The 23,805-nt window shown below is 54.0% G+C and carries 21 protein-coding genes; 5 read left to right on the top strand and 16 right to left on the bottom strand.

Annotated features, from left to right (window positions below; genetic code table 11):
• Positions 1–109: 109 nt before the first annotated feature.
• Positions 110–1,009, bottom strand: coding sequence for an ABC transporter substrate-binding protein (locus JET16_RS09790; protein ID WP_325176658.1), 900 nt, complete (start codon positions 1,007–1,009; stop codon positions 110–112).
• 118 nt (positions 1,010–1,127) lie between these two features.
• On the bottom strand, positions 1,128–2,486 hold the full coding sequence (locus JET16_RS09785; RefSeq protein WP_199615652.1) for an MATE family efflux transporter: 1,359 nt from the start codon (positions 2,484–2,486) through the stop codon (positions 1,128–1,130).
• 116 nt (positions 2,487–2,602) lie between these two features.
• Here JET16_RS09785 and JET16_RS09780 point away from each other — a divergent pair, with 116 nt between their 5' ends.
• Both JET16_RS09780 and JET16_RS09775 read left to right on the top strand, forming a co-directional pair.
• Positions 2,603–3,355, top strand: a complete 753-nt coding sequence (locus JET16_RS09780; RefSeq protein WP_199615651.1) for a M15 family metallopeptidase — start codon at positions 2,603–2,605, stop codon at positions 3,353–3,355.
• An 84-nt stretch (positions 3,356–3,439) separates the two neighbouring features.
• Entirely contained in the window at positions 3,440–3,814 is a 375-nt protein-coding gene (locus JET16_RS09775) for a hypothetical protein (RefSeq protein ID WP_199615650.1), read from the top strand.
• 74 nt (positions 3,815–3,888) lie between these two features.
• On the opposite strand, the gene JET16_RS09770 is transcribed toward JET16_RS09775, so the two are convergent.
• Entirely contained in the window at positions 3,889–5,784 is a 1,896-nt protein-coding gene (locus JET16_RS09770; protein WP_199615649.1) for a PrkA family serine protein kinase, read from the bottom strand.
• Between the two features lie 407 nt (positions 5,785–6,191).
• Here JET16_RS09770 and JET16_RS09765 point away from each other — a divergent pair, with 407 nt between their 5' ends.
• On the top strand, positions 6,192–6,968 hold the full coding sequence (locus JET16_RS09765) for a DUF2161 family putative PD-(D/E)XK-type phosphodiesterase (protein ID WP_233531310.1): 777 nt from the start codon (positions 6,192–6,194) through the stop codon (positions 6,966–6,968).
• A gap of 10 nt (positions 6,969–6,978) precedes the next feature.
• Here JET16_RS09765 and JET16_RS09760 read toward each other — a convergent pair whose 3' ends face one another.
• Genes JET16_RS09760 through JET16_RS09750 form a run of 3 tightly spaced genes read right to left on the bottom strand, consistent with a single transcriptional unit; the run spans position 6,979 to position 8,945 of the window.
• Positions 6,979–7,152 carry a hypothetical protein gene (locus JET16_RS09760; RefSeq protein ID WP_199615648.1) on the bottom strand — a complete coding sequence of 58 codons (174 nt, stop codon included), beginning with the start codon at positions 7,150–7,152 and terminating at the stop codon, positions 6,979–6,981.
• Between the two features lie 57 nt (positions 7,153–7,209).
• Positions 7,210–8,133, bottom strand: a complete 924-nt coding sequence (locus JET16_RS09755; protein WP_199615647.1) for an NAD(P)/FAD-dependent oxidoreductase — start codon at positions 8,131–8,133, stop codon at positions 7,210–7,212.
• Between the two features lie 47 nt (positions 8,134–8,180).
• Positions 8,181–8,945: a sulfite exporter TauE/SafE family protein gene (locus tag JET16_RS09750; protein ID WP_199615646.1), complete on the bottom strand. Its 765-nt coding sequence runs from the start codon at positions 8,943–8,945 to the stop codon at positions 8,181–8,183.
• 476 nt (positions 8,946–9,421) lie between these two features.
• Here JET16_RS09750 and JET16_RS09745 point away from each other — a divergent pair, with 476 nt between their 5' ends.
• The gene (locus JET16_RS09745; protein WP_199615645.1) at positions 9,422–10,753 is read left to right on the top strand and encodes an FAD-binding oxidoreductase; all 1,332 of its coding nucleotides are present in this window, start codon (positions 9,422–9,424) and stop codon (positions 10,751–10,753) included.
• 52 nt (positions 10,754–10,805) lie between these two features.
• Here the strand turns inward: JET16_RS09745 and JET16_RS09740 are convergent, their stop codons facing one another.
• Both JET16_RS09740 and trmL read right to left on the bottom strand, forming a co-directional pair.
• Positions 10,806–11,096 (bottom strand): nucleoside phosphorylase-I family protein, encoded by a 291-nt coding sequence (locus JET16_RS09740; protein ID WP_199615644.1) that lies wholly within the window; start codon positions 11,094–11,096, stop codon positions 10,806–10,808.
• Positions 11,097–11,138: 42 nt separating this feature from the next.
• Positions 11,139–11,603 carry a tRNA (uridine(34)/cytosine(34)/5-carboxymethylaminomethyluridine(34)-2'-O)-methyltransferase TrmL gene (trmL, locus tag JET16_RS09735; protein WP_199615643.1) on the bottom strand — a complete coding sequence of 155 codons (465 nt, stop codon included), beginning with the start codon at positions 11,601–11,603 and terminating at the stop codon, positions 11,139–11,141.
• A gap of 129 nt (positions 11,604–11,732) precedes the next feature.
• Here trmL and JET16_RS09730 point away from each other — a divergent pair, with 129 nt between their 5' ends.
• Positions 11,733–12,449, top strand: a complete 717-nt coding sequence (locus JET16_RS09730; RefSeq protein ID WP_199615642.1) for a response regulator transcription factor — start codon at positions 11,733–11,735, stop codon at positions 12,447–12,449.
• A 135-nt stretch (positions 12,450–12,584) separates the two neighbouring features.
• Here JET16_RS09730 and serC read toward each other — a convergent pair whose 3' ends face one another.
• From serC to JET16_RS09690, 8 genes are all read right to left on the bottom strand, one after another.
• Positions 12,585–13,673 carry a 3-phosphoserine/phosphohydroxythreonine transaminase gene (gene serC / locus JET16_RS09725; RefSeq protein WP_199615641.1) on the bottom strand — a complete coding sequence of 363 codons (1,089 nt, stop codon included), beginning with the start codon at positions 13,671–13,673 and terminating at the stop codon, positions 12,585–12,587.
• A gap of 61 nt (positions 13,674–13,734) precedes the next feature.
• Positions 13,735–14,541 carry a pyruvate, water dikinase regulatory protein gene (locus JET16_RS09720; protein ID WP_199615640.1) on the bottom strand — a complete coding sequence of 269 codons (807 nt, stop codon included), beginning with the start codon at positions 14,539–14,541 and terminating at the stop codon, positions 13,735–13,737.
• A gap of 148 nt (positions 14,542–14,689) precedes the next feature.
• The gene (gene glnA / locus JET16_RS09715; protein WP_199615639.1) at positions 14,690–16,114 is read right to left on the bottom strand and encodes a type I glutamate--ammonia ligase; all 1,425 of its coding nucleotides are present in this window, start codon (positions 16,112–16,114) and stop codon (positions 14,690–14,692) included.
• A gap of 225 nt (positions 16,115–16,339) precedes the next feature.
• Complete coding sequence (gene aroF, locus JET16_RS09710) at positions 16,340–17,386, bottom strand: 3-deoxy-7-phosphoheptulonate synthase (protein ID WP_199615638.1); 1,047 nt, start codon at positions 17,384–17,386, stop codon at positions 16,340–16,342.
• Between the two features lie 1,639 nt (positions 17,387–19,025).
• Positions 19,026–19,970, bottom strand: coding sequence for a 4-hydroxy-3-methylbut-2-enyl diphosphate reductase (locus tag JET16_RS09705; protein WP_199615637.1), 945 nt, complete (start codon positions 19,968–19,970; stop codon positions 19,026–19,028).
• A gap of 74 nt (positions 19,971–20,044) precedes the next feature.
• Positions 20,045–21,496 (bottom strand): sensor histidine kinase, encoded by a 1,452-nt coding sequence (locus JET16_RS09700; protein ID WP_199615636.1) that lies wholly within the window; start codon positions 21,494–21,496, stop codon positions 20,045–20,047.
• Positions 21,493–22,197, bottom strand: a complete 705-nt coding sequence (locus tag JET16_RS09695) for a response regulator transcription factor (protein ID WP_199615747.1) — start codon at positions 22,195–22,197, stop codon at positions 21,493–21,495. Before JET16_RS09695 ends, JET16_RS09700 begins: the two co-directional genes overlap by 4 nt.
• Before the next feature lie 138 nt (positions 22,198–22,335).
• Positions 22,336–23,805, bottom strand: a complete 1,470-nt coding sequence (locus JET16_RS09690) for a S1C family serine protease (RefSeq protein ID WP_199615635.1) — start codon at positions 23,803–23,805, stop codon at positions 22,336–22,338.

The following is a 23,805-nucleotide window of genomic DNA, read 5'->3' as shown; positions in this document are numbered from 1 at the left end:
AAAAATACACAAAAAAGGGGCGCAGCGGGTATTCGCTGCCCCCTCCTGACTCTTATTATAACATTGAAATTCATAAAGTTTCTTAACAGAACCGGCTGCAAAGAACTGCTTACTCCGGCTTTTCGTTTTCCATCGCGTTCGTCGCTTCCGTTACGAACTGAGCGATTTTGCCTTCGTCCGCAAGGCGCTTGAGCGTTGCGTTAACCGCTTCGACGAGCTCCGGCGAGTTTTTCGGCAAAGCGACCGCGGAACCCGCTTCGTCCTGCTGAAGCTGGATATCGGAAATGACGAGCTCCGGATTGGCGCCGATGTACGCCGCCGCAACCGGTTCTTCCACGACGACGGCTTCCACGTTCTTCGATTTCAAATCAAGAATCAGATCCGGAAGCTTGGTCAAGGAACGAAGCTTCGATTCCGGCATTTGTTCTTTCACAATGCCTTCTTGAATGGCGCCTAATTGCGCGCCTACTTGAAGACCCTTCAAATCGTCGATTGTTTTGTACTTGTCTTTATCCTCCGCCCGAACGATTACTTTCTGAACCGCCGTATAGTATACATCGGAGAAGTCGACGGCATTAGAGCGCTCTTCGTTCGGCGTCATGCCCGCGAGAACCATGTCGATGTTGCCGGACTGCAGCGCGGTGAGCAATCCGTCGAAGCCCATGTCGGTAATTTCAAGCTCGACGCCCAAATCGGCCGCAATCGCCTTTGCGATTTCAATATCGAAGCCGATGATCGTGTCTTTGCCTTCGATCAGCTTGTGAAATTCGTAAGGCGGGTAGTCGGCGCTCGTCCCGAGACGAAGCTTGCCGGATTCCTTAATTTTGTCAAGCAGCGTCGGCTCGGCCGCCGGCTCCTCGGCTTGCGGAGTTTCCGCGGCAGGCCCGGTGACTTCGCCCGATCCGTTGTTCTCGTCGGCGTCCTTGCTCCCGCACGCGCTCAATACGAGCATCATGCCGAGCAGCAATATAAAAGCGATAAAGCCTGTCTTTTTTACCGTAAATATCAAATGAAATACCCCCTAATGAAAAATAAGCAATAATGAATCGAATTATAATCGTTCCTCATCCCTTTGGCAATACTGAATTTGAAGGAAAAGGGCGTTGTTGGCAGGTTTGCTGACACGATTAATTCGGTTCCGCCTTCGATTCCGGCTGCGCTTCCTTCAATCGAATGTTCGCCCAATCCGCCCGGTAGTACCGGATCATCAACACGAGGGCGAATAACGTGAGGAACGTATAAAGCGCATACCAAGCACCGTAGCTGCCGAAATCAAAAACAAACATAAACACGTAAGCGAGCGGAACAAACACGAGCCAGTTCAATACGAGCGACGTCTTCAACAGAAATGACGTATCTCCGATCCCCCTTAATCCTCCGGCGTAAAAGTTATAGAGTCCGTCAAACAGCTGCAGAAAAGCGGAAGCGCGTATAAGATCCGAAGTCAGCTTGTACACCTCGGGGTCGTTCGAATACACTTTCGCGATCGGTTCCGCAAGAATAAACTCCACAACCCCAAGGACGAATATTAAAATGCTCCCCAGTTTGGCCGTCTCGGTCCCCAGCTTTCGCGCCAAGAAAGGCGCTCCTCTGCCGATCTCCTGACCTACCAGTATAGTGGCCGTCGCACCGAACGCGAAAGCAGGCATAAATCCAAACGACATGACATTAAGCGCAATCTCGTTCGCCGCAACCGCCGCCGTGCCAAGCTCCATGACGAACCTCGTAAAGATAAGCATCGCCGCGCTCATCGCAAATTCCTGCACGCCCAGCTTGCCGCTTTCCGCAGCAATTAAACGCAGCTCCGACGACTCCGGCCGCACGATTCGCAACGTGCCGAATCTCTTGCCTGCACGGATATAGTATACATACAAACAACCGAGAAGTCCGATCGCTTCACCGATCAGCATCGCCCAGCCGGCGCCGGCAAGACCAAGCTCGGGCATTCCCCAATGCCCGAAAGCCAAGCCGTAGGTCAACGCGACCATGACGGCGTTGCCGATGACGGTAAGCACCATCGGCGTTCTCGCGTCTCCAATGCCGCGAAGAAACCCGTGAAATACAAAGATAAGAATCGAAAAAGCCATCGCCACAAACCGAAGGCGCAAATAGCGCTCTCCCGTATCGACAAATTCGGCGGAGCCTCCCATCCACATAAGGATAGAACGGGCGCCGAACATGCCGGCGGCGATGACGATCAAGCCGACGGCAAGCCCGACGCCCAGCGCGATCTGAGTTCTCTCGACGGCTTTATCCATTCGGTTCGCTCCGAAGCTTTGCGCAACCAAGTAATTCACGGTATGACCGAGCCCTGAAAACAACGCCCAAGCGTTGTACATAATAATGTTGGAAACTCCGACGATCGCGATGATAAGCGCTCCCATCTCGCCGACGATAATAAGATTGAGCGTCCCGGAGGCGGTGATAGTGGCGAAAGACAAGATCGACGGCAGTGCGAGCGCCGTAATTTTTCTCCAATGCCGCATGTGTAACGGAATCCTTCCCGCTGTAATATGCATCCCATTCTATCATAGGGACAAGCGGCATACATTAGCTAGTAAATAAAAATACACTCAACGTTATACGGAGGATTATAGAATCTATGATCTATCGTAAAATTGCAATCATATTAACGGTTCCTGTCCTGGCAGCCGTTGTCGCGTTAACGATGAACCGGGCCTCCTCCGAATTGCCCGTATGGTCGCCAAGCGGCGGACAACAAGCTGCCGAAGCCGGAGCCCGCCAAGCGGACAGTGTGCTGATACTCGTTAACAAGCGGTTACCGCTGTCCGCGGACCACGAGCCGGGCGATCTCGTCGTTCCCGATATTCCGTTCACGTTCGAAGGGGACCACGAGAAGAAGCACCTTCGCCGCCCCGCCGCGCGCGCGGCAGAGTCGTTGTTTGCCGCCGCAAAGAAGGAAGGTATCGAACTGTTCGGAGTGTCCGGCTATCGCTCGTATAAAACCCAGAATTGGTTATGGAAATATAATGTAAAGAAGAAGGGTGAGTCCGCGGCATCCCGCTACAACGCTTTTCCGGGCATGAGCGAGCATCAAACGGGCCTTGCGCTGGATGTGACGTCCAAGAGCGCAGAATACTCTTTAACCGTGCGATTCGGCAACACGGAAGAAGGGATTTGGCTCGCCAACAACGCGCACCGATTCGGGTTTATCGTTCGTTATCCGCAAGGCAAAGAATCCATAACCGGCTACGCCTACGAGCCTTGGCATATCCGCTATGTCGGCGTTGAAGCGGCGCGCACGATTCACGATCGCAAGCTGACGCTTGAGGAATGGGCGGACAGCGCCGTACCGGCGGGGAATTTCGAATTTTTTCCCTTCAACCTCTTTTAATCTTGTGGTACATTGAAGCTATACATAATTCCGTACCGAGCCATTGCTTCCATAAACTGAGGGCTTGTTGGAGGGATCCTTCCCTTGTTTGATAACATGTTATCCAAAGAAGAGCTTGAAGCACTGCTGCACGACGATGATCATGGCAAAGAAACCTCCGTCGTCGAAGCCGGCTCCCGGTTGGAGACCGGCGAGAAGGACAAGCTTCTTCACGCCGTCGTGCGCAACCAATTGAGATTGTTAAGAATGATTGACGAGCTGCAAGCCGAAGTGCACTCCCTTCGCTCGCAAGTGATTTCGCTGGCGCAAGGAGGGGCCTCGTCCGAAGCAGTCGCTTCGGCGGAGCCTGTTGTTCCGCTGCCGTTCATGGACCGTCGTCAGGAAGAAGAGAAAACTCCGCAGCCGGCAACGGCGCAATTATCCCGAAAAGAGCGGCACAAGCGCAATTCGATTTGGTAGGTCGCACTTATTTTTGGAAAAACAAAACAATCCCTGGCTCACGTTGGGGGGCCAGGGATTTTTTCAAGCGGCGGCTACCGGTTCAGCAGGCTGCCGACATACCGGAGCAGCTCATTGGCGCATACCGGGCAATAGCCGTGTTCGTCGATCAACCTTTTGCTTACTTCGTTAATTCTCTTCAGCTGCGTTTCGTCCGGCGTCTTCGTTGAAGTAGTGATCTTCACGACGTCCTTCAAATCCGCGAACAGCTTCTTCTCGATCGCTTCGCGAAGCCGGTCGTGCGTGGCGTACTCGAACGTTTTCCCCTTCCGCGCGTAAGAGGACATGCGAATCAATATTTCTTCCCGGAACGCTTTCTTCGCGTTGTCGGAAATGCCGATTTGCTCCTCGATGGAACGCATCAGCCGTTCGTCCGGATCCATCTCCTCGCCGGTGAGCGGATCTTTGATCTTGTTCCAGTTGCAGTAAGCCTCGACGTTGTCGAGATAATTTTCAAACAGTGTGCGAGCCGATTCCTCGAATGAATAAACGAACGCTTTCTGGATTTCCTTCTTCGCCATCTCGTCGTATTCTTTACGCGCAAGCGAAATGAAGTTCAAGTTTCGCTCCCGTTCCTCTTTCGTAATGGACGCGTGCTGATCGAGACCGTCCTTGATCGCCCTCAGCACATCCAGCGCGTTGATGCACGGCAAATCTTGACGGATGAGCGCGGAAGAAATCCGGTTAATGACATATCGCGGATCGACTCCGCTCATTCCTTCATCCGTGAACTCGTTTTGCATCTCTTTCACGTCGGCCGGCTTGAACCCTTCAATGGATTCCCCGTCGTACATGCGCATCTTTTTGATAAGGTCCATACCCTGTTTCTTCGATTCCTTCAGCCGGGTGAGCACCGAGAAGATGGCTGCCGCGCGCAGCGCGTGGGGCGCGACATGGACGTGGCTCATATCGGATTGGCGGATGAGCTTGGCGTAAATTTTTTCTTCGTCGCTCATTCGCAAATTATATGGAATCGGCATGACGATCATGCGGGATTGCAGCGCTTCATTTTTCTTGTTGGCGATGAACGATTTGTACTCCGCTTCGTTCGTGTGCGCGACGATCAGTTCGTCCGCGGAAATAAGCGCAAACCGCCCCGCCTTGAAATTGCCTTCTTGCGTGAGCGAGAGCAAGTTCCACAGGAACTTCTCGTCGCACTTGAGCATCTCTTGAAACTCCATGATGCCGCGGTTCGCTTTGTTCAGTTCCCCGTCGAAGCGGTATGCGCGGGGATCGGATTCGGAACCGTACTCGGTAATGGTCGAGAAGTCGATACTGCCGGTCAAATCTGCGATGTCTTGCGATTTCGGATCGGAAGGCGAGAACGTGCCGATGCCGACGCGCTGATCTTCTGAGATGAGCACACGCTCTACGGGAAAATCCTCGACGCGTCCCCCGAATTCCGTCTTCAGCCGCATGCTGCAAGAAGGACATAAGTTTCCTTCGATCTTGATTCCGAACTGCTGCTCCACTTCCGGCCGAAGCTCCAACGGAACGAGGTGAAGCGGATCCTCGTGCATCGGACAACCTTGAATCGCATACACGGCGCCCATATCGGTTCGCGAAAATTTCTCCAAGCCGCGCTTCAACAACGTAACGATCGTCGACTTACCTCCGGAAACCGGCCCCATAAGAAGAAGTATACGTTTTCTCACATCCAAACGCCGCGCCGCCGAATGGAAATATTCTTCCACCAACTTTTCCAGCGCGCGTTCCAAACCGTATATTTCGGTTTCGAAAAACATATATCTTTTTTGGCCGTTTTCCTCATGAATTCCAGCGTGCTTGATCATTTCGTAGACCCGGGCATGGGCCGTCATCGCCAGGTGCGGTTTTTCTCGCAGCAGTTCAAGATAATCGGCGAACGTACCCGACCATGCAAGACGTTCCTCTTCTGTGCGATGCTCTGCAATGCGCTTTAAAATGTCCACGGAATAACCCCTCCCTCGATTGCTTGTGGCGACTGCCTGCCTTGTTAATGGAAGGTTATCTCACCAATTGGTATTGTATTTAAGTGTATGCGTCTGGGATGGATTAGTTTCCCGATAATTTCGGCGGACATGTTATAACCAAACCTCCATCGAAGTAACTTCAAAGAAGCCAGACCGCAATTAGAGGAAGGTTTCCTTGAAACATCAGTAAGCAAGAAATAAGAATTATTTCTTGTGCTTCCTGATGTTATAACCAAACCTCCATCGAAGAAATTCAAGGAAGCCAGACCGCGATTAGAGGGAGGTTTGGTTGAAACATTGAAATTTTCGAGTTCTGCAAGAAACATCATAAATTTCAATGTTATAATACGGGGTAGTGTGAAAATGAAGTCGGGAGCGTCACGGCATTGGGGAAACGAAAAAAAGCGGAAATGGCGGGTTATTCGAAGGAATCGGAACGGGTGAAAGCGGAGACGGATTTATACGTTCCTATTAAGACATGGCTGCAGGATCAAGGCTACACGGTACGTGGCGAGGTTCGCGGCTGCGATGTGGTTGCGGTGCGCGACGGCGAGGAGTGGCCTGTGGTTGTTGAGCTTAAGCGGAGGTTCAACTTGTCCTTGGTGCTGCAGGCCGTACAACGGCTGCAGTCGACTCCGAACGTGTTCATTGCCGCGGAACGGACGTCGGGGCGCGGCGGATTTGCGCTTGGCGAGGTGCGGCGCTTATGTCTAATGATCGGGGTCGGATTGATCACCGTCAAGCTGTATAAGCGGAAGCCGGCGCTCGTCGAAGTGCACTGCGAACCGGGGGACAGGCCGCCAAGAGCGGCCGCCGCGAAATCGCCCGGCGCCCGTACGGTCAAGCTGTTGACCGAGTTCAGGGAGCGCAGCGGCGACTACAATCCGGGCGGAGGGACACGCCGCAAGCTCGTCACCGCATATCGCGAGAAGGCGCTGAGGTGTGCGGATGCTCTTCGCGCGCACGGCCCTCTCTCTCCGCGCCGCTTAAGGGAATTGACCGGCAGCGAGAAAATCGCTTCGATACTGCAGAACAACGTATACGGGTGGTTCCGGCGGGTTTCCCGCGGCGTGTACGAGCTTACGCCCGGGGGAGAAGCGGCGCTTGACGAATTTGCCGAAGTCGTTGCCGGCTACAGGTCAAACAACCGCCTGCACGATTAACGCCAGGCCGCTAACACGTTCCTTCGGTTTGCCGATCGGCGTTCTCTTTCTTGTGCTGCGGCTCGCCGGTTCCAACATTCGCTTCGTGCACCTGGCCTCCGCTTATTTCTTCGATGACCCGGTCCGTCATATTATCGTTCGTTCGTCCGGATGGCGTGTCGGTGATTCCGTTTTTATTCTCCATGAATGATTTCTCCTTCTCTAGTTTATACCCAAGTAGGATTTGTCGTTTGCATACCCGTTATTCTTCCCGCTTGCGTTGTCGAAGAAGCCATTTGTGAATCCAGATCGCCGCTTGCTGCCCCTCGCCCATCGCGATGGTCAGCTGCTCCGAATGCACGGCGACGTCGCCGGCGGCCCAAACGCCCGGTACGCTTGTCATCTTGGATCGAGGGTCGGTAATGATATGCAGATTTTCCATTCGTTCCGCTCCGAGCTGCGATGCCAAATCCGACCTTACTTCATTGCCGCCGAAAGCGATGAACGCTCTGTCCGCCTCAAGCTTCTTTCCGTTCGCAAGTATTACTCCGGCGAAGCTTCCTTCCTCGGCGGCGCCTTCGTGGAACACTTCGCGAACCGGTTCCACCGTAATCGTTATCCCTGCATTGCGAAGTCTTTCGGCAATAGCGGCATCCACCGGCTTTTGCTCGTGATTCACATAAATAAGATGAGGCGTATAGTACTTGAGTGCAAGCGCCATTCTCGCTCCGGTATTTCCCGATCCTAGAACGAGCGTGTGTTTGTCCTTGATCTCGTACCCGTCGCAATCCGGGCAAATATATGCCGTTAAACCGAGACACGAGCGCAGCCCCGGCATGTCCGGAATCCGGTCCATAACGCCGGTGGCCAACAGCAAAGTTTTTCCCAGGTAAACGGAATCCGGCCTGCATTGCAAACGGAATGCGCCGTCCTCGCTTTTAGCGGCGCCTGTCGCGTCGGCTTCGGCGAACTCCGCTCCGTATTTAGCAGCTTGCTCTCGTCCGATGCGCCGCAGCGTTTCGCCGCTCACGCCATCCGGATATCCGAGCACGTTATGATAGCTTCTGCACAACGTTGACCGGCCGTCGCCCCGATCGACGACAAGGATTCTCCGTCCGTACCTGCCCAGTTGAATGGCGGCTTGCAGACCGGCGATGCCGCCGCCTACAATGATGCAATCGTACAAAAAAGGACACCCCCTATTTCGGTTAGAGTGTCCATGAACGTTTCGAATTATATAAGCTTGATGCCGCTGATCAAGATTAATGCCGCCATTACGGCCCGCAATGGGCGAGACGGGATTTTCGCGCTCAATCCGCTCCCCGCAAGAACGCCGGGAATCGAACCTGCAAGCAGGTTGAAGGCGAGACCGTAATTCACGTTGCCAAGGCCCGCGTGGAGAAGGCCGGCCACACTTACAAGGAAGAAAGCGTGCGCAATGTCGGTACCCACCACTTCGGAAGATGAGAGGCGGAACAAGAAGATCAATGCGATGGCGAACAGCGAGCCCGATCCGATCGACGTCAGCCCGACGACGAAGCCAAGCACGACTCCGATGCCGATCGTCATCCAGCGTTTCTCCTCGATCGTCTTTTTCTGCCATTTATTTTCCGCCGCACCCTTCAACACGAATTGCCGCACGAGAATGGACGCAGCAACGACGACAAGCATAATGCCGAGCGCCGTTCGAATAAGGTGTTCCTGCGAGTGTAAAAACACCTCGAACAGCTTCAACAGCCCGACGGCTGCCGCCGCGCCGGGGATGCTTCCCGCAGCCAGGTAACCTACCAGCTTCCAGTTCACCGTCTTCTGGCGCCAATGTTGAAACGTTCCGAACAATTTCGTTATTGAATTATAAAATAAGTCCGTACCTACCGCTAATGTCGGAGGAATTCCGATAAGGATGAGAATCGGCGTTAACAGCGCCGCGCCGCCGACGCCCGTCAACCCTACGAGAAATCCGACGGCCAGGCCGATGAGGGCAATTGAAATGTCCATTCTGAATGGCTCCCCGCTAATTCCAAGTAATTATATAGGAATTATAAGGTTGAGCGAGGACTTTGTAAAGGCATTTTTTGTTCACGACTTATACATTTCTTTTTCACTGTAGGTCGGGTATAATTTGGGTATACTTACTTATGGACGAACGGATCGAAAGGGGTTTTACTTTTGTTCAGCAGCGCGTTTTGGATCGTTATGGTCGTAATCGTATTGTTTCTAAGCGTCATCTTCACTTCGTCATACAACGACGACAAGACGAAAGGTTTGTAAACACGTAAACGGTAAAAACCTCAAGCATCGCTTCATGCCTGAATCCGGCGGAAGCGATGCTTTTTTGTGCCATAATGGAGCGGCGATTAGTAATATAATGAGGTTAGAAGGCAAAAAACTTCCAAGTAATTCGTGCCTCCAAGCCTTCTAACCGGAGAAATTCCGGTTATTCTCGGCTTACATGTTTAAGGAGGCGTCGTCTGATGTTAGACACGAGAGGATTAACCGGGCGAGTGATCGTGCAAAGCTCTCCAGGCTATGACGAAGCAAGACGCAATTTCAACGGGCGCTTTAACAAATTCCCCGAAGTGATCGTTTACTGTCAGATCGTACAGGACGTTGTCAACGCGATCCTATGGGCACGTAAGCAGCAGCTTCCGTTCCGGGTGCGCGCCGGCGGGCATAGCTATGAAGCATACTCCCTCGTCGACGGCGGTCTCATCATTGATGTCAGCGAGCTGTTGCAACTGCAAATCAATAAAGAGCGCGGCACGGCACGGATCGGCGCGGGGTTCCGATTGCTGCCTTTGTACGAAGCCCTTTGGAATAAAAGAGTGGCCATCCCGGGCGGGACCGGTCGAACGGTCGGTGTAACCGGATTAACCCTCGGAGGAGGATACGGGTTATTGTCCAGGCTTTTGGGAATGACGTGCGATAGCGTACTCGAGGTGGAAATGGTTACAGCGCAAGGCAAGATTATCCGTGCCAATGATTGCCAGCACAGAAACCTGTTTTGGGCTTGCCGTGGCGGGGGAGACGGAAGCTTTGGCGTGGTTACATCCTTTACCTTTCGTGTGCATCCGATCGAGAATGTCGCTCGGTACAGAATGACATGGGACTTTGTCGACCTCGAAAAAGTAGTTCGTTATTGGCAGACGTGGGCTCCCCATGCCGATGCTCGTCTGACATCCCTGTTATTGCTTCCTGCGCAGAACCAGGGCGATCTCCGTTCCAACGGCGTATTTGTCGGCTCGGAACAAGAGCTGAAAGAGATTATGCGCCCATTGCAAAAGGTCACTCGGCCCAAGACCGCTGATTTCTACTCTACCACTTGGATTGAAGCAGCCCGCATGTTTGCAGGACGACCAGTAAAGCAAGAGATATTTAAAAATTCTTCCGCCTATGCTTACGAACCTTTCCCGGATGCGGCACTTGACGTATTGATCCATAACTTGCAAACCGCCCCCGGCCCAAGTAATATGGTCGCTTTTGATGCCTATGGCGGTTCGATCAGCCAGGTACCCCCCGACGCAACGGCATTCGTTCATCGCAAAGCCTTGTTCGTGCTTCAATACCAATCGTATTGGAATCAGGACACGGAAGCCGATAAAAACATCCAATGGATCCGGCAATTCCGTAAATCTATGCTCCCCTATACTTGCGGCGCATTTCGCGACTACTGCGACTCCATGATCCCTGATTGGCCTGCCGCATACTTCGGAGAAAACTTCTCCAGGCTGAAAAAGGTCAAACAAATGTACGACCCCGAGAATCTATTCCGCTACGAACAAAGTATTCCGCCGCCCAGCGTATAACAAGGAAGTTTGAAAGATTCCGTGAACACCTTCTTGGCGGGTGGGTTTCGCCCTATCGCGCCTGCCCTAACACCCAGAACAATTGCTGCGACGCCACACCGCGCGTGACGACGTTCGGACGCCATCCGTGCATCCGCACGTGCAGCACTCTTCGTCCTCGATATAGAAACAGCTTGAATTCCGGACTATTCCCGTAGGGCGTTTCGAACGTCAACCCTGTCGCTTCCATCTCCACATCCGGATCGCCGGCGTCTTCCGGAAACGAAATCGAAAACCTGCTGGATCCCCCGATAATGGCGTATTCCGCTTGCGGGATCGTTGTAGAAACTTGATTAATCGACAAAATGCCTCCTCGCGGGCAACCTTTTTTTAACAGAAATAACGACTAATGCAAATCGACGAACGAAGTTTGCCGCAGCGCTTCGTACAACACGATGGCCGCCGAATTCGACAAGTTCAGCGACCGGATATGATCGTTTATCGGAATGCGGATCAACCGCTCCGGAAAGCGGCTCAGAATGGTGTCGGGAAGACCCGCCGTTTCTTTGCCGAACACGAACACATCCCCGTCCCGGTATTCAAAATCCGCGTACGATTGCTTCGCCTTCGTCGTCGCGAAGAAAAACCTGCTTCCGCGGCACGTTTCCAACACCTCTTCGAAAGAATCGTGCACATGGAGCAGCACATTCGGCCAATAATCCAGCCCGGCTCTCTTCAGCTCGCGGTCATCTATTGAAAATCCAAGCGGCCGCACTAGATGAAGATGCGTGCCCGTCCCCGCGCACGTCCGTGAAATGTTTCCCGTATTTGCCGGGATTTCCGGTTCCACGAGCACAATATGAAACGCCATCGATAGACACCTCTCAACCAGTTTTAACATGGAGTTTACTTTTCGTTAATATCGGCTTGATACGAATCGGTCATAATCGACGTATGCTGAGCAATTGTCGAAATTCGGACCGGGGAGAGATCATAGTTCATGATGAAAAAAATATTGGTTGTCGATGACGAACCGTCCATTTCCATGCTGATCGAATACAATTTGAAATCGTCCGGATTTAACGTGATGAGCGTCAGCGACGGGGAAGCGGTATTTGACGCCGTCAATACATTCCGCCCCGATCTTATCGTCCTCGATCTCATGCTCCCCAAAGTTGACGGGTTCCAAGTATGCAAGCAGCTGCGGACTTCCGGCAACATGGTGCCGATCATCATGTTGACCGCTCTTCACGACTTGTCCGATAAGATCGCAGGGCTTGATATCGGCGCGGACGATTACATGACAAAGCCGTTCTCGCCGCAGGAGCTGGTTTCCCGCATTCAGGCGATATTGCGCCGCGCCGCCGCGTTTCCGCCTTTGACTGAAAATGAGCCGCTTACGATCGGTTCGATCGAAATACAGCCCGAACAGCGCCAAGTCACTTTGGAAGGCCGTCCTGTAGAATTGACGCCGAAAGAATTCGACCTGCTTCTCTTTCTGCTGAAGCATCAAGGGAAAGTGTTATCCAGGCAACAATTGCTTCGCGGCGTGTGGGATTATCATTTCCTCGGAGATACCCGAATCGTCGATGTACACATCAGCCATCTCCGCGACAAAATCGAGAAGAACGCCCGCAATCCTGAGTATATTGTAACGATTCGAAATGTAGGGTACAAGTTGACCGACCCGTCGTCGCGGGAGGCGGCCGCCCGATAACCCGGCAAACGGCGAAAAAAACACCCGACCGGCCTGCAACAACAGGCAGTCGGGTGTTTGCGTTTGACTTATACTGTAATAACATAAGAATAGGACGTACCTGCTTCCTTGAATGTACTTCGATAGAAGTTTTTCTTACATATGGCGCCGGCGGAAATCGTTCATAAATTCAGCGAGCGCCGCGCACGCTTCATAAGGTACTGCGTTATATGTCGACGCCCTGCAGCCGCCTACGCTGCGGTGGCCTTTCAAACCGACGAAGCCCGCCGCCTCCGACTCCTTCAAAAACGCTTTCTCAAGCGCCTCGTCTTTCAGACGGAACGTAATGTTCATGCGCGAGCGATAAGCGGTATCCGCATGGCCCGCATACAAACCGTCGCTTTCATCGATCGCCTTGTAAATCAAATCCGTCTTCTCGCGGTTCCGCTGCTCCATTGCGGCCAAGCCGCCCCCGTCCCGAATCCAGCGAAGCACCAAATTCATGATATATACGGAGAAAGACGGCGGAGTGTTGTAGAGAGAGTTCGCGCTTACATGCGTATCGTACCGAAGCATTGTGGCCAAGTGATTGGGCGATTCCGCCACAAGATCGTCTCGAACGATGACGACCGTAACGCCGGACGGGCCGAGATTTTTTTGCGCGCCTGCATAAATCAATCCGAACCGGGTTACGTCGACCGGACGGCTCAAGATGTCGCTGGACATGTCCGCAATGAGAGTTACGCCGCCTGTTTCCGGAAACTCCATATACTGAACGCCCTCGATCGTTTCGTTCGAAGTCACGTGCAGGTAAGCTGTGTTTTCAGGCAATCGGAGAGCGCCGACATCCGGCACGCGTCTCCAGCCGGAATCCTTCGATGTGGCTGCCGCGAACGTATCGCCGAACAGCTGCGCCTCTTTATACGCCTTGACCGCCCACGCTCCCGTCAAGACGTAACCCGCCGTCTTTCCTTCGCCGAGCAGGTTCATCGGCACCATCGCAAACTGCGTGCTTGCGCCGCCTTGCAGGAACAACACTTTGTAATTGTCCGGAATCCCGAGCAGCTCGCGAAACAATGCTTGCGTGTCGTCGTTTAAACGCTCATAATGCTTGCTGCGGTGCGACATTTCCATAATGGACATGCCCGCGCCTTCATAATCGGTCATTTGTTCCGCCGCCGTGCGAAGCACCTCGACCGGCAGCGCCGCCGGACCCGCGTTGAAGTTATACGCTCGATTCGTCACGATCTCCACCCCTATAAGTATCTGAATATTACGGTAATCATAGCAGGGACGGCACTCTCCTTCAAGTTAAATATCCCATAATGATGCCCGCGGTTTCTTCTATTGCTTTGTCGGAAACGTCTATCACCCGGCAGCGCAATTTTTTCATGATTTCCTCGGCGTATTGCAGCTCCTCGCGGATCCGCTCCAAGGACGCATACTTGGCGCCGGCAGGAAGACCGACCGCCTTGAGGCGTTCGGTGCGTATTTTGTGTATCGCCTCGGCGTTCATCGTCAATCCGAACACCTGCTGCGGCTTCAACTGTTCGAACTCTCTGGGAAGCTTTACTTCAGGCAGCAGCGGCCAGTTTGCCGACTTGTAGCCTTTATGCGCCAGAAACATGCTGAGCGGTGTCTTGGACGTTCTCGACACGCCGATCAGAACGACTTGCGCTTGCGTCAAACCGGACGGATCCCGCCCGTCGTCGTACCGCACGGCAAATTCCACCGCTTCCACCCGGCGGAAGTAATCTTCGTCCATCTCGTGAAGCAGTCCCGGCTTCCGCATCGGCGCGTCGTGAAACGTATCGGTAAACGCCTGCAGCATAGGCCCCATAATATCGACCGCCTTGACGTTAAGCCGGACGGCTTCATCCTTCATCGCTTCCCTAAGCCTCGGCTGCACGAGCGTAAACGCAACAAAGCTGCCCTGGTCCTTCGCTTCTTGCAGCACGCGGCGAATTTCGGAGATGTGTTTAATATGGCCGATTCTCTTGATTCGAACGCTCTTTCCGCCGAACTGCCGAACCGTCGCACGCGCGACCGCCTCAGCCGTCTCTCCGACCGAGTCGGAACATATATAGATTACGTGTTCATCATGCTCCCTCACGTCCGGCACCCCTTCACTTATTTAAAAATGTTTCCTCCACCAATGTAACTCTGATGCGGCCCCATTTTCAACTTTGCGCTCCCTCCGAAAAAAACATCCCCGGCAGCAGCCGGGGACGTTATTACAATTATGAAGGAAAAGTCCGATATTACAAGTCGAAGTACAAGTTGTACTCGTACGGATGAACGCGGATGTTAACCGACTTCGCTTCCGCACGCTTGAATTCCACATAGTTGTCGATGAATTCCTTGGCGAATACGTCGCCTTGCGTAAGGAATTCGTAATCCGCTTCGAGTGCGTCAAGCGCTTCGTCCAAGGAGCCCGGAACGCTGCGAATTTCTTTCTTCTCGGTGTCCGACAGCTCGTAGATGTTCTTGTCGATCGGGCCGTAGCCGAGTTTGCGCGGGTCGATCTTGTTCTTGATACCGTCGAGGCCCGCCATAAGCATTGCTGCAAACGCAAGGTACGGGTTTGCCGTGGAGTCCGGAGTACGGAACTCGATACGCGCACCCTTCGGCGTAACCGCTGCGACCGGAATCCGGACCGCTGCGGAACGGTTACCCTTCGAGAACACGAGGTTAACCGGAGCTTCATAGCCTGGAACAAGACGCTTGAACGAATTCGTGCTCGGGTTCGTGAACGCGATCAACGCCGGAGCGTGATACAAGATTCCGCCGATGTAGTAAATCGCGAGTTCGCTCATGTTTGCATAAGCGCCCTTCTCATAGAACAAAGGAGTGTCGCCGTTGAAGATCGATTGATGAACGTGCATTCCGCTTCCGTTGTCCCCGAAGAGCGGCTTCGGCATGAATGTTGCTGTTTTGCCGTATTGGCGCGCCGTGTTTTGCACGATATATTTGTATTTCATAAGGTTGTCCGCAGTTTTCGTAAGCGTATCGAAACGGAAGTTGATCTCGCCTTGGCCCGCTGTCGCCACTTCGTGGTGATGACGGTCGATGCGGATGCCCGCTTCCATCATCAGACGGCACATTTCGCTGCGAATGTCTTGCTGCGTGTCAACCGGCTGTACAGGGACGTAGCCGCCTTTGTGCGGGATTTTAAAGCTCAGGTTGCCGCCTTCTTCTTTGCGTCCGGTATTCCATGCCGCTTCCTCGGAATCCACTTCGTAGAAAGACCTGTTCGCGCTCGTGTCGAAGCGAACGTCGTCGAAGATGAAGAACTCGGACTCAGGTCCGAAATATGCGGCTGTGCCGACTCCGGACGTTTGCAAGAATTCCTCCGCTTTCTGAGCGATACCGCGCGGATCGCGATCGTAACGTTCGCCTTCCGGAGTGAAGATGTCACACATGATGATAAGCGTCGGATGAGCCGTGAACGGGTCGACATACGCCGTCTCCGGAACCGGCATCATGACCATGTCGGAATTTTCAATTCCGCGGAAGCCTGGGATCGAGGAACCGTCGAACGCGACGCCGTTTACGAACGTCTCTGCTTCAACTTCCACCGCAGGCAAAGAAATGTGCTGCTGACGGCCGGATAATCCGATAAAACGGAAATCCACCCATTCAATCTTTTTCTCTTGAATCAAATCTAAAACGCTTTGTACCGACATGCTTGATATACCTCCCCAAATCCGAACATTTATATTGTTGAAGGTGCGAATCGTTCAGTTATTCGCCCCGAACCTTGTGGTTAATTATAATAGGCCAAAGTAACACCGTCAATAGTTATGTAAGGTATTTTTAATAGATGTGTAAGGTATACTCACATGAACGTGAAAAAGCCCGCTTCGCCGATCGTTATCGGACGCGGGCTTAATTTTCCGTTATCGTCTCGGTCAATCCGCCAATACCGGTTGTTTGCTTGCATCAAACTTCTTGCCGACCAGCGGAGCAAGCTTCTCCAAGTCTTGCAGCAGCCGCTCGAACTGATCCGGGAACAACGACTGCACTCCGTCGCCGGTCATGGAGTTGTCGGGATCGGTGTGCATCTCCACGATCAAGCCGTCGGCTCCCGCCGCAACAGAAGCTTTCGACATCGTGTCCACCAGCTCGCGTCGGCCCGTACCGTGGCTCGGATCCGAAATTACCGGCAGATGACTGAGCTGGTGCATGACCGGAATCGCCGAAAGGTCGAGCGTGTTGCGCGTATACGACTCGAAAGTGCGGATGCCGCGCTCGCACAGCATAACGTTCGGGTTTCCTCCGGCCAAAATGTATTCGGCGGCATTCAGCCACTCGTCATATGTCGAACTGAAGCCGCGCTTGAGCAAGACGGCCTTATTGACGGTACCGAGCTTGCGCAGAAGATCGAAGTTCTGCATGTTGCGCGTGCCGACTTGGAGAATGTCCGCGTATTGTGCGCACACATCCGCATACTCCGGCGTCATCACTTCCGTAATCGTGAGCAATCCGTACTTCTCCCCGGCTTCGGCCATCCACTCCAGGCCTTCGACGCCCACGCCTTGGAAGCTGTACGGACCCGTGCGGGGTTTGAACGCGCCTCCGCGCAGCACTTGCGCGCCGGCCGCTTTCACATGCTTGGCGATTTCCATAATTTGCTCGCGGGATTCCACGGCGCAAGGACCGCCCATTATGACGAGCTCATCGGCGCCGATGCGCACGCCTTTTATTTCAATCACTGTGTCCTCCGGATGGAATTCGCGGCTCGCCAATTTGTAAGACTTCGAGATTTTAATGACGCTCTCGACGTCTTTCATTTGCCGAAGCTGCTCCGCAAGCGTCGGTACGGCGTTGCCGATAATGCCCACGACGGTGCGGTCCGTTCCTCTCGACACATGCGCTTGCAGCCCGTGCTTCTCAATGTGATGAACGATCTCGCGAATGCGCTCTTCGCCGGCTTTATTCGATAGGATCGCGATCATTTCCCCACTCCCTTTTACTGCGCCTGTCACTTTCGTACTTCGACGCTTATACGCTTTTAAGTGCTAAAGTAAATATAAGCGATGAAGCGGCCACCGTCAAGAGAAAATTGATCTTAATGGTGACCGATGACGGGATCCGAATGCATTATGGCAATGTTTGATCATATTATGGAAAAAATATTGCTTTATTTGAACAAATGTTGCCATAATCATGTTCGTCGCTCGCACTTGGCCCTCGTGGATAATAATTTCGGAACGGGATCCCATTACGCACTCAGTACTTCCCGCCGCCGTAACTGGAAATTCCCCTTACCCCGCTCATTCTCTACCAAGTACAACGAGAAGTGACCAACACGCATCATATGAGGCTTTGGCAATCCTAAAGGATTACTAAGTATGTTTGAAGTACGATACTCGTCCAAGAGAAGTTCTAACGAGACTATTGTCGAAGAAGCAGCTTGCGCCCCCCTCCCGCGCCTTCGCTTAACCGGAGTTCTCCGGTTAGGACGGCGTAAAAGGCCGAAAGCGAGCGCTGTAACCGGACTTTCTCCGGTTAGGACGGCGTAAAGGGCCGGTAGTGAGCCCTGTAACCGGACTTTCTCCGGTTAGGACGGCGTAAAAGGCCGATAGCGAGCGCTGTAACCGGACTTTCTCCGCTTAGGACGGCGCAAAGGGCCGAAAATAGCGCTGTAACCGGAGTTTCTCCGGTTAGGACAGCGCAAAAGGCCGAAAGCGAGCGCCGTAACCGGACTTTCTCCGGTTAGAAAGGCGTAAAGGGCCGAAAGCGAGCGCCGTAACCGGACTTTCTCCGGTTAGAAAGGCGGAAAGGGCCGAAAGCGAGCGCCGTAACCGGACTTTCTCCGGTTAGAAAGGCGGAAAGGGCCGAAAGCGAGCGCCGTAACCGGACTTTCTCCGGGTAGAAAGGCGTAAAGGGCCGAAAGCGAGCGCCGTAACCGGAGTTTCTCCGGTTAGGACGACGCCAAGGGCCGAAAATGTGCGCCGTAACCGGACTTTCTCCGGTTAGAAAGGCGTAAAGGGCCGAAAGCGAGCGCCGTAACCGGACTTTCTCCGGTTAGAAAGGCGGAAAGGGCCGAAAGCGAGCGCCGTAACCGGACTTTCTCCGGTTAGAAAGGCGGAAAGGGCCGAAAGCGAGCGCCGTAACCGGACTTTCTCCGGTTAGAAAGGCGGAAAGGGCCGAAAGCGAGCGCCGTAACCGGACTTTCTCCGGTTAGAAAGGCGGAAAGGGCCGAAAGCGAGCGCCGTAACCGGACTTTCTCCGGTTAGGACGGCGCAAAGGGCCGAAGATGTGCGCTGTAACCGGACTTTCTCCGGTTAGGACGGCGCAAAGGGCCGAAAGCGAGCGCTGTAACCAGACTTTCTCCGGTTAGAAAGGCGTTAAGGGCCGAAAGCGAGCGCCGTAACCCGACTTTCTCCGGTTAGGACGGCGTAAAGGGCCGAAAGCGAGCGCCATAACCGGACTTTCTCCGGTTAGGACGGCGCAAAGGGCCGAAAGCGAGCGCTGTAACCAGACTTTCTCCGGTTAGGACGGCGTAAAAGGCCGAAAGTGAGCCCTGTAACCGGACTTTCTCCGGTTAAAAGGGCGGCAGTGCAAGGAGTCCAAATTCCGTTCAGCCAGTAACTACCTCTCCTTCACCGACGGCAGCAGCCGTTCGAAGTTCACGGTACGCCGGATTTGCCATGTGGACGGCTGCTCCGGATCGAACGCCTCCAAATAAGCGATCACTTCCTTCGTGATCGGCGTCGGTGTGGACGCTCCCGAAGTGACGGCCACTTTGCGCAGCGGCTGCAGCCATTCCGGGCGAACCTCGGTCACATCCGACACGCGGTACGCCTTCACGCCGGCGATTTCCTCCGACACCTGGGCTAGACGGTTCGAGTTGTTGCTGCGCGGGTCGCCCACCACAATGACCAAATCCGCAAGCGAGGCCTGCTCCGCGACCGCCTCTTGCCGCACTTGCGTAGCGAGACAAATTTCGTTATGGATCTCGGCATGCGGATACCGATCTACGACACGCTTCATAATATTCCGGATATCCCACTGGCTCATCGTCGTCTGATTCGTCACAAGCACACGCGCCGAAAGAGGAACCGACAACGCTTCAACGTCCTCTTCCCGCTCGATCAGATGCACCTTCCCGGGTGCGACGCCGACGGCGCCTTCCGGCTCCGGATGCCCTTTCTTCCCGATATATATGATGTCGTAACCGTCAGCCGTCTTCTCTCTGATGAGATCGTGAGTCTTCGTAACGTCCGGGCAAGTCGCGTCGACAACGGTCAAACCTCTCCCCGACGCGCGCCGGCGCACCTCGGGCGACACCCCGTGCGCGGTAAAGATGACCGTCCCCCGGTCCACGTTATCCAATATGTCCAACCGGTTCGGGCCGTCCAGCGTAATGATTCCCTCCCGTTCGAAAGCTTCCGTCACGTGAGCATTATGCACGATCATACCCAAAATATATATCGGCCGCGGCAAATCGAGGTTGCGCGCCGTCTGCAGCGCCAGCACCATCGCATCCACCACTCCGTAGCAATATCCGCGAGGCGATATTTTTACGACTTCCATAGCTTCTTCCCCAACCTTTCGGTGTCCTGCACCCATTATAACTCTTTACAAAAGGAACCGCGAACACCAAACCGTCACCAATGAGCGACAGGAAGCCAAATAATGAACGATGAGCCTTCGCCCTTGCGCGTCAGCACTTCAATCGATCCGTTGTGCTCGTCGATAATCCAGCGGGCGATCGCCAGTCCCAAACCGGTGCCGCCGGTCTCGCCGCGGGACGGGTCGGCGCGGTAAAACCGCTCGAAAATATGCGGCACTTCTTCTTTATCCATACCGATGCCGGTGTCCCGGATGCGGATGCCGATATTTTTGCCTCTTTCCGGTGCCATCGCACTCATCTCAACTTCGCCGGCCGGAGTATATTTGAACGCATTTTCTATAAAGATGAACAGCAGCTGCCTCAAATAATCCGGATCTCCAAGCACCGTCACTCCCTCCAGCGCCGATAAATCGCCTGTCAACCACTGAGCGCGCCGGGGCAAATGCTGCGCCTTCCTCGCAACATCCTCCGCAAGCTCGTGCAAATCGACCGGCTCCTTGCGCATCTTTTGGCCTGCGTCCGCGCGCGCCAGCATAAGCAAATCGTTAACGAGACGGCTCATTCGCTCCGCTTCGTCGGCGATATCCCGCAGCGCCTCGAGTACGGTGTCGTTCCGTTCGGCAAGCTGCCAAGCTTCCCCTGCCTGGGTTTCGCTCTGCATCTTCGTCCACATCTTTTGCAGCAGTTCCACGTTCCCCCGAATGGTGGTCAGGGGCGTGCGCAGCTCATGGGACGCGTCCGATACGAAACGCCGCTGCGACCGCACCGCTTCCTCGAGCTCCCCGTACGCCGATTGTATGCGCGACAGCATGCCGTTAATTTTCACCGTCAACACGCCGATTTCGTCCTGCGGTCCCGCATAAGCGATCCGGTTGCTTAAATCGGAGCCCTGCTCGATCTTGTCGGTTGCTCCAATAATGAGTTCGATTGGCTGGAGCGCTTTCCTGGACAAAAACCATCCGAGCGTGGAAGCGGCCACCACCGCTCCAAGTGCGACCAGCGTGAGCACCGTCCGCAAATTGGCAAGCGCTTTCTCGATATCGTCGGTCATCGTGGCCACCTGCAGCACTCCCGCAAACTGCCCCCGCCAAACAATCGGTTTATTATAAATCAGCAACCGGAATCCGCCGACCTTTTCCTCGGTAAAAACGCCGTCTTTCAGCAGTTCCGGAGACTTGTACTCTTTCGGTATCGGAAGCGAGCCTCGAATGTTTTTTTCCTTTATGCTCCCTTCCTCATTGACGACTTGCAGGAAATAGCCCGAATACCCGAATTCGTTCAATTCGGGAAGCTCGATGTAAACGCTGAACAATCCCGGGCGAACACTCATTTGCTCGAGCACTTGCCCCGCCAATCGCTGCATATCGTTCTTCTCACCGGAGTACAGCACGTAAGACACAATCAAATACACCGCTATGCACAAACCGACGACCGTTACGGCCAATACGCCGGAATACCACAGCGTGAGCCTTAGGCGAATGCTCATGCCCGCTCCCCTTTCAGCACGTAACCTGCGCCTCGCACCGTTTGGATGATACGGGGTTCTCCGCCTTCCTCCAATTTCTGACGCAGCATGGCGACATACACTTCAAGCACGTTCGATTCGCCGCTGTAATCGATTCCCCAAATTTTGTCCATCAGCACATCGCGGGACAGCACGCGCCGTGGATTCGACATAAACAAGTGCAGAAGATCGAATTCTTTCGCGGTCAGCTCCATCGCCCTCTCTCCGCGAAACGCCTCCCGGCTGTCGAGGTCCAACGTCAAATCCTCGTAATGGAGACGATGTTTCGACGGCTCGGCTGAATCCGTCCCTGCGTCTTTATGGCGGCGTAATAGCGCTCTTACGCGAGCGAGCAATTCTTCCAACGCGAACGGTTTGACCAAATAATCGTCCGCGCCGGTATCCAGCCCCCGGACCCGGTCGCTGACCTCGTCCTTGGCGGTCAGCATGAGCACCGGCATGCGCAGATCCGCCTCGCGGAGCCTTCGGCACACCTCCCAACCGTCTAGAACAGGCATCATAATGTCCAATATAATAAGATCCGGATGCTCTTGTCCGGCCAATGCAAGCCCCTCTTGGCCATTGCGTGCCGACAGCACCCTGTACCCTTCGAATGCCAAACCCCGGCGCAGCATTGAAGTTATTTTTTCATCGTCGTCTACGACCAGTATTTTTTCCCGCACGGTTTTCATGCCCTCTTTCCCCATCCTATTGAGACCATTGTATGAAAAACAACTATCGAAGTAAATTCAAGAAGCCGTTGCGCCATTTGGCGGGTAATGCAAAGCGGAGCCTCTTCGGCTCCGCTCAATTTTTTTGCGTTATTGCTCGGTCTGATCGTTCCTGTCGCCGATCGTCACGTTCACCGTCATTTCTTTGCCGTCGCGCATCACTTTCAGAGCGACCTTGTCTCCCGGCTTCTTCTTGCTGATCACGTTCGATAAATCGTCGGCATTCTTGATTTCAGCTCCGTCTACGCCGAGAATGACGTCATACACCTTGATGCCTGCCTTGTGTGCCGGCGAACCGAACGTTACTTCCCGCACGAACGCTCCATCGGTGTTTTTCAATCCTAGATCGTCTATCCACTGCTGTTGAACATTCTCCATTGCAATACCGATAAACGGACGCGGTATTTTCTTATTCGCCTTAAGCGACTCCAACACGTCGGTAATCGTGCTTGTAGGAATGGCAAAACCGATGCCTTGCGCCTGCGCGTTGACGGCGGTGTTGATGCCGATCACTTCGCCGTTCAAATTCAACAGCGGCCCGCCGGAGTTGCCCGGATTGATCGACGCGTCCGTCTGGAGCAGCGCCTGATACTTCCGGGTTCCTTGGCTGTCCGGGATGTCAAAGGAGCGCTCCTTCGCCGACAATACCCCGACCGTGACCGAATGTTCGAACTCGTAAGGATTGCCGATCGCCACTACCCAATCGCCGACCTGAATGTTTTCGGAGCTGCCGAGCGGAAGCACCGGAAAGTTGCCGTCACCGTCAATCTTCAGCACCGCCAGATCAAGCTCGTATGCCGTACCCAACAGCTTCGCCGTATACGGCTCCTTCCGGCCCTCTACGGTCACTTTGATTTCGGAGGCGCCGTCCACAACGTGCTCGTTCGTAAGTATATACCCTTCTTTATCGAAGAAGAAGCCTGAACCCGCGCCTACTTTCACAGGTTGTTCTTGCGCGCTTCCCTGCTGCCGTTGAGATTGCGAGCCGTCACCGAAAAATTCCCGAAACAATGGGTCGTCAAAGAACGGCGAAAGCGAATTGCTCCCGCGTTGGGACGCGCTGGCGTACGTTTCGACCAGCACGACGGCCGGAGACGCCTTCTTCACCATCTCGGCGATCGTGTTCGGACGGACAACGTCGATTGATGCGGTTGAGAGGCTGCCCGTTCCGCTGCCGGTCGCCGTCGTCACTCCATTGGCTGCGCCGGACACCGTCGCGGAGCTGTTCGCCAATACGTCCGAGCCGGAAAATAAGTTCATCCTGTCGCTTGCGAACATTAAACTGCCGACCACAACGGCACCCGCAAGAAACGATGCGAACACGCTCTTGAACGCCGACCGGCGCGGGCGCGTTTGGGAGTACGACGACGGCTGCGGACGCTGCGTTTGCGGAGCGAGCGGATACATCTTAAGCTCGCGCGGGGGCGTCATCTCTGTATGGATGTCCTCGGTGCGCTCCTGGATCGCATCTTCTTCCCGTTGTTCGCGTTCATCGGGCAGCTTGCCGTATGAGTAATAATGGTAACCTCTTTGATTGTTGTTATTGTTATTGTTGTCCAT

Source organism: Paenibacillus alkalitolerans, assembly GCF_016482785.1.
In the GTDB taxonomy this organism is placed as follows: domain Bacteria; phylum Bacillota; class Bacilli; order Paenibacillales; family YIM-B00363; genus Paenibacillus_AE; species Paenibacillus_AE alkalitolerans.
Note: the sequence above shows the minus strand (reverse complement) of the source record. Positions and strands in the feature narration are given on the sequence as shown.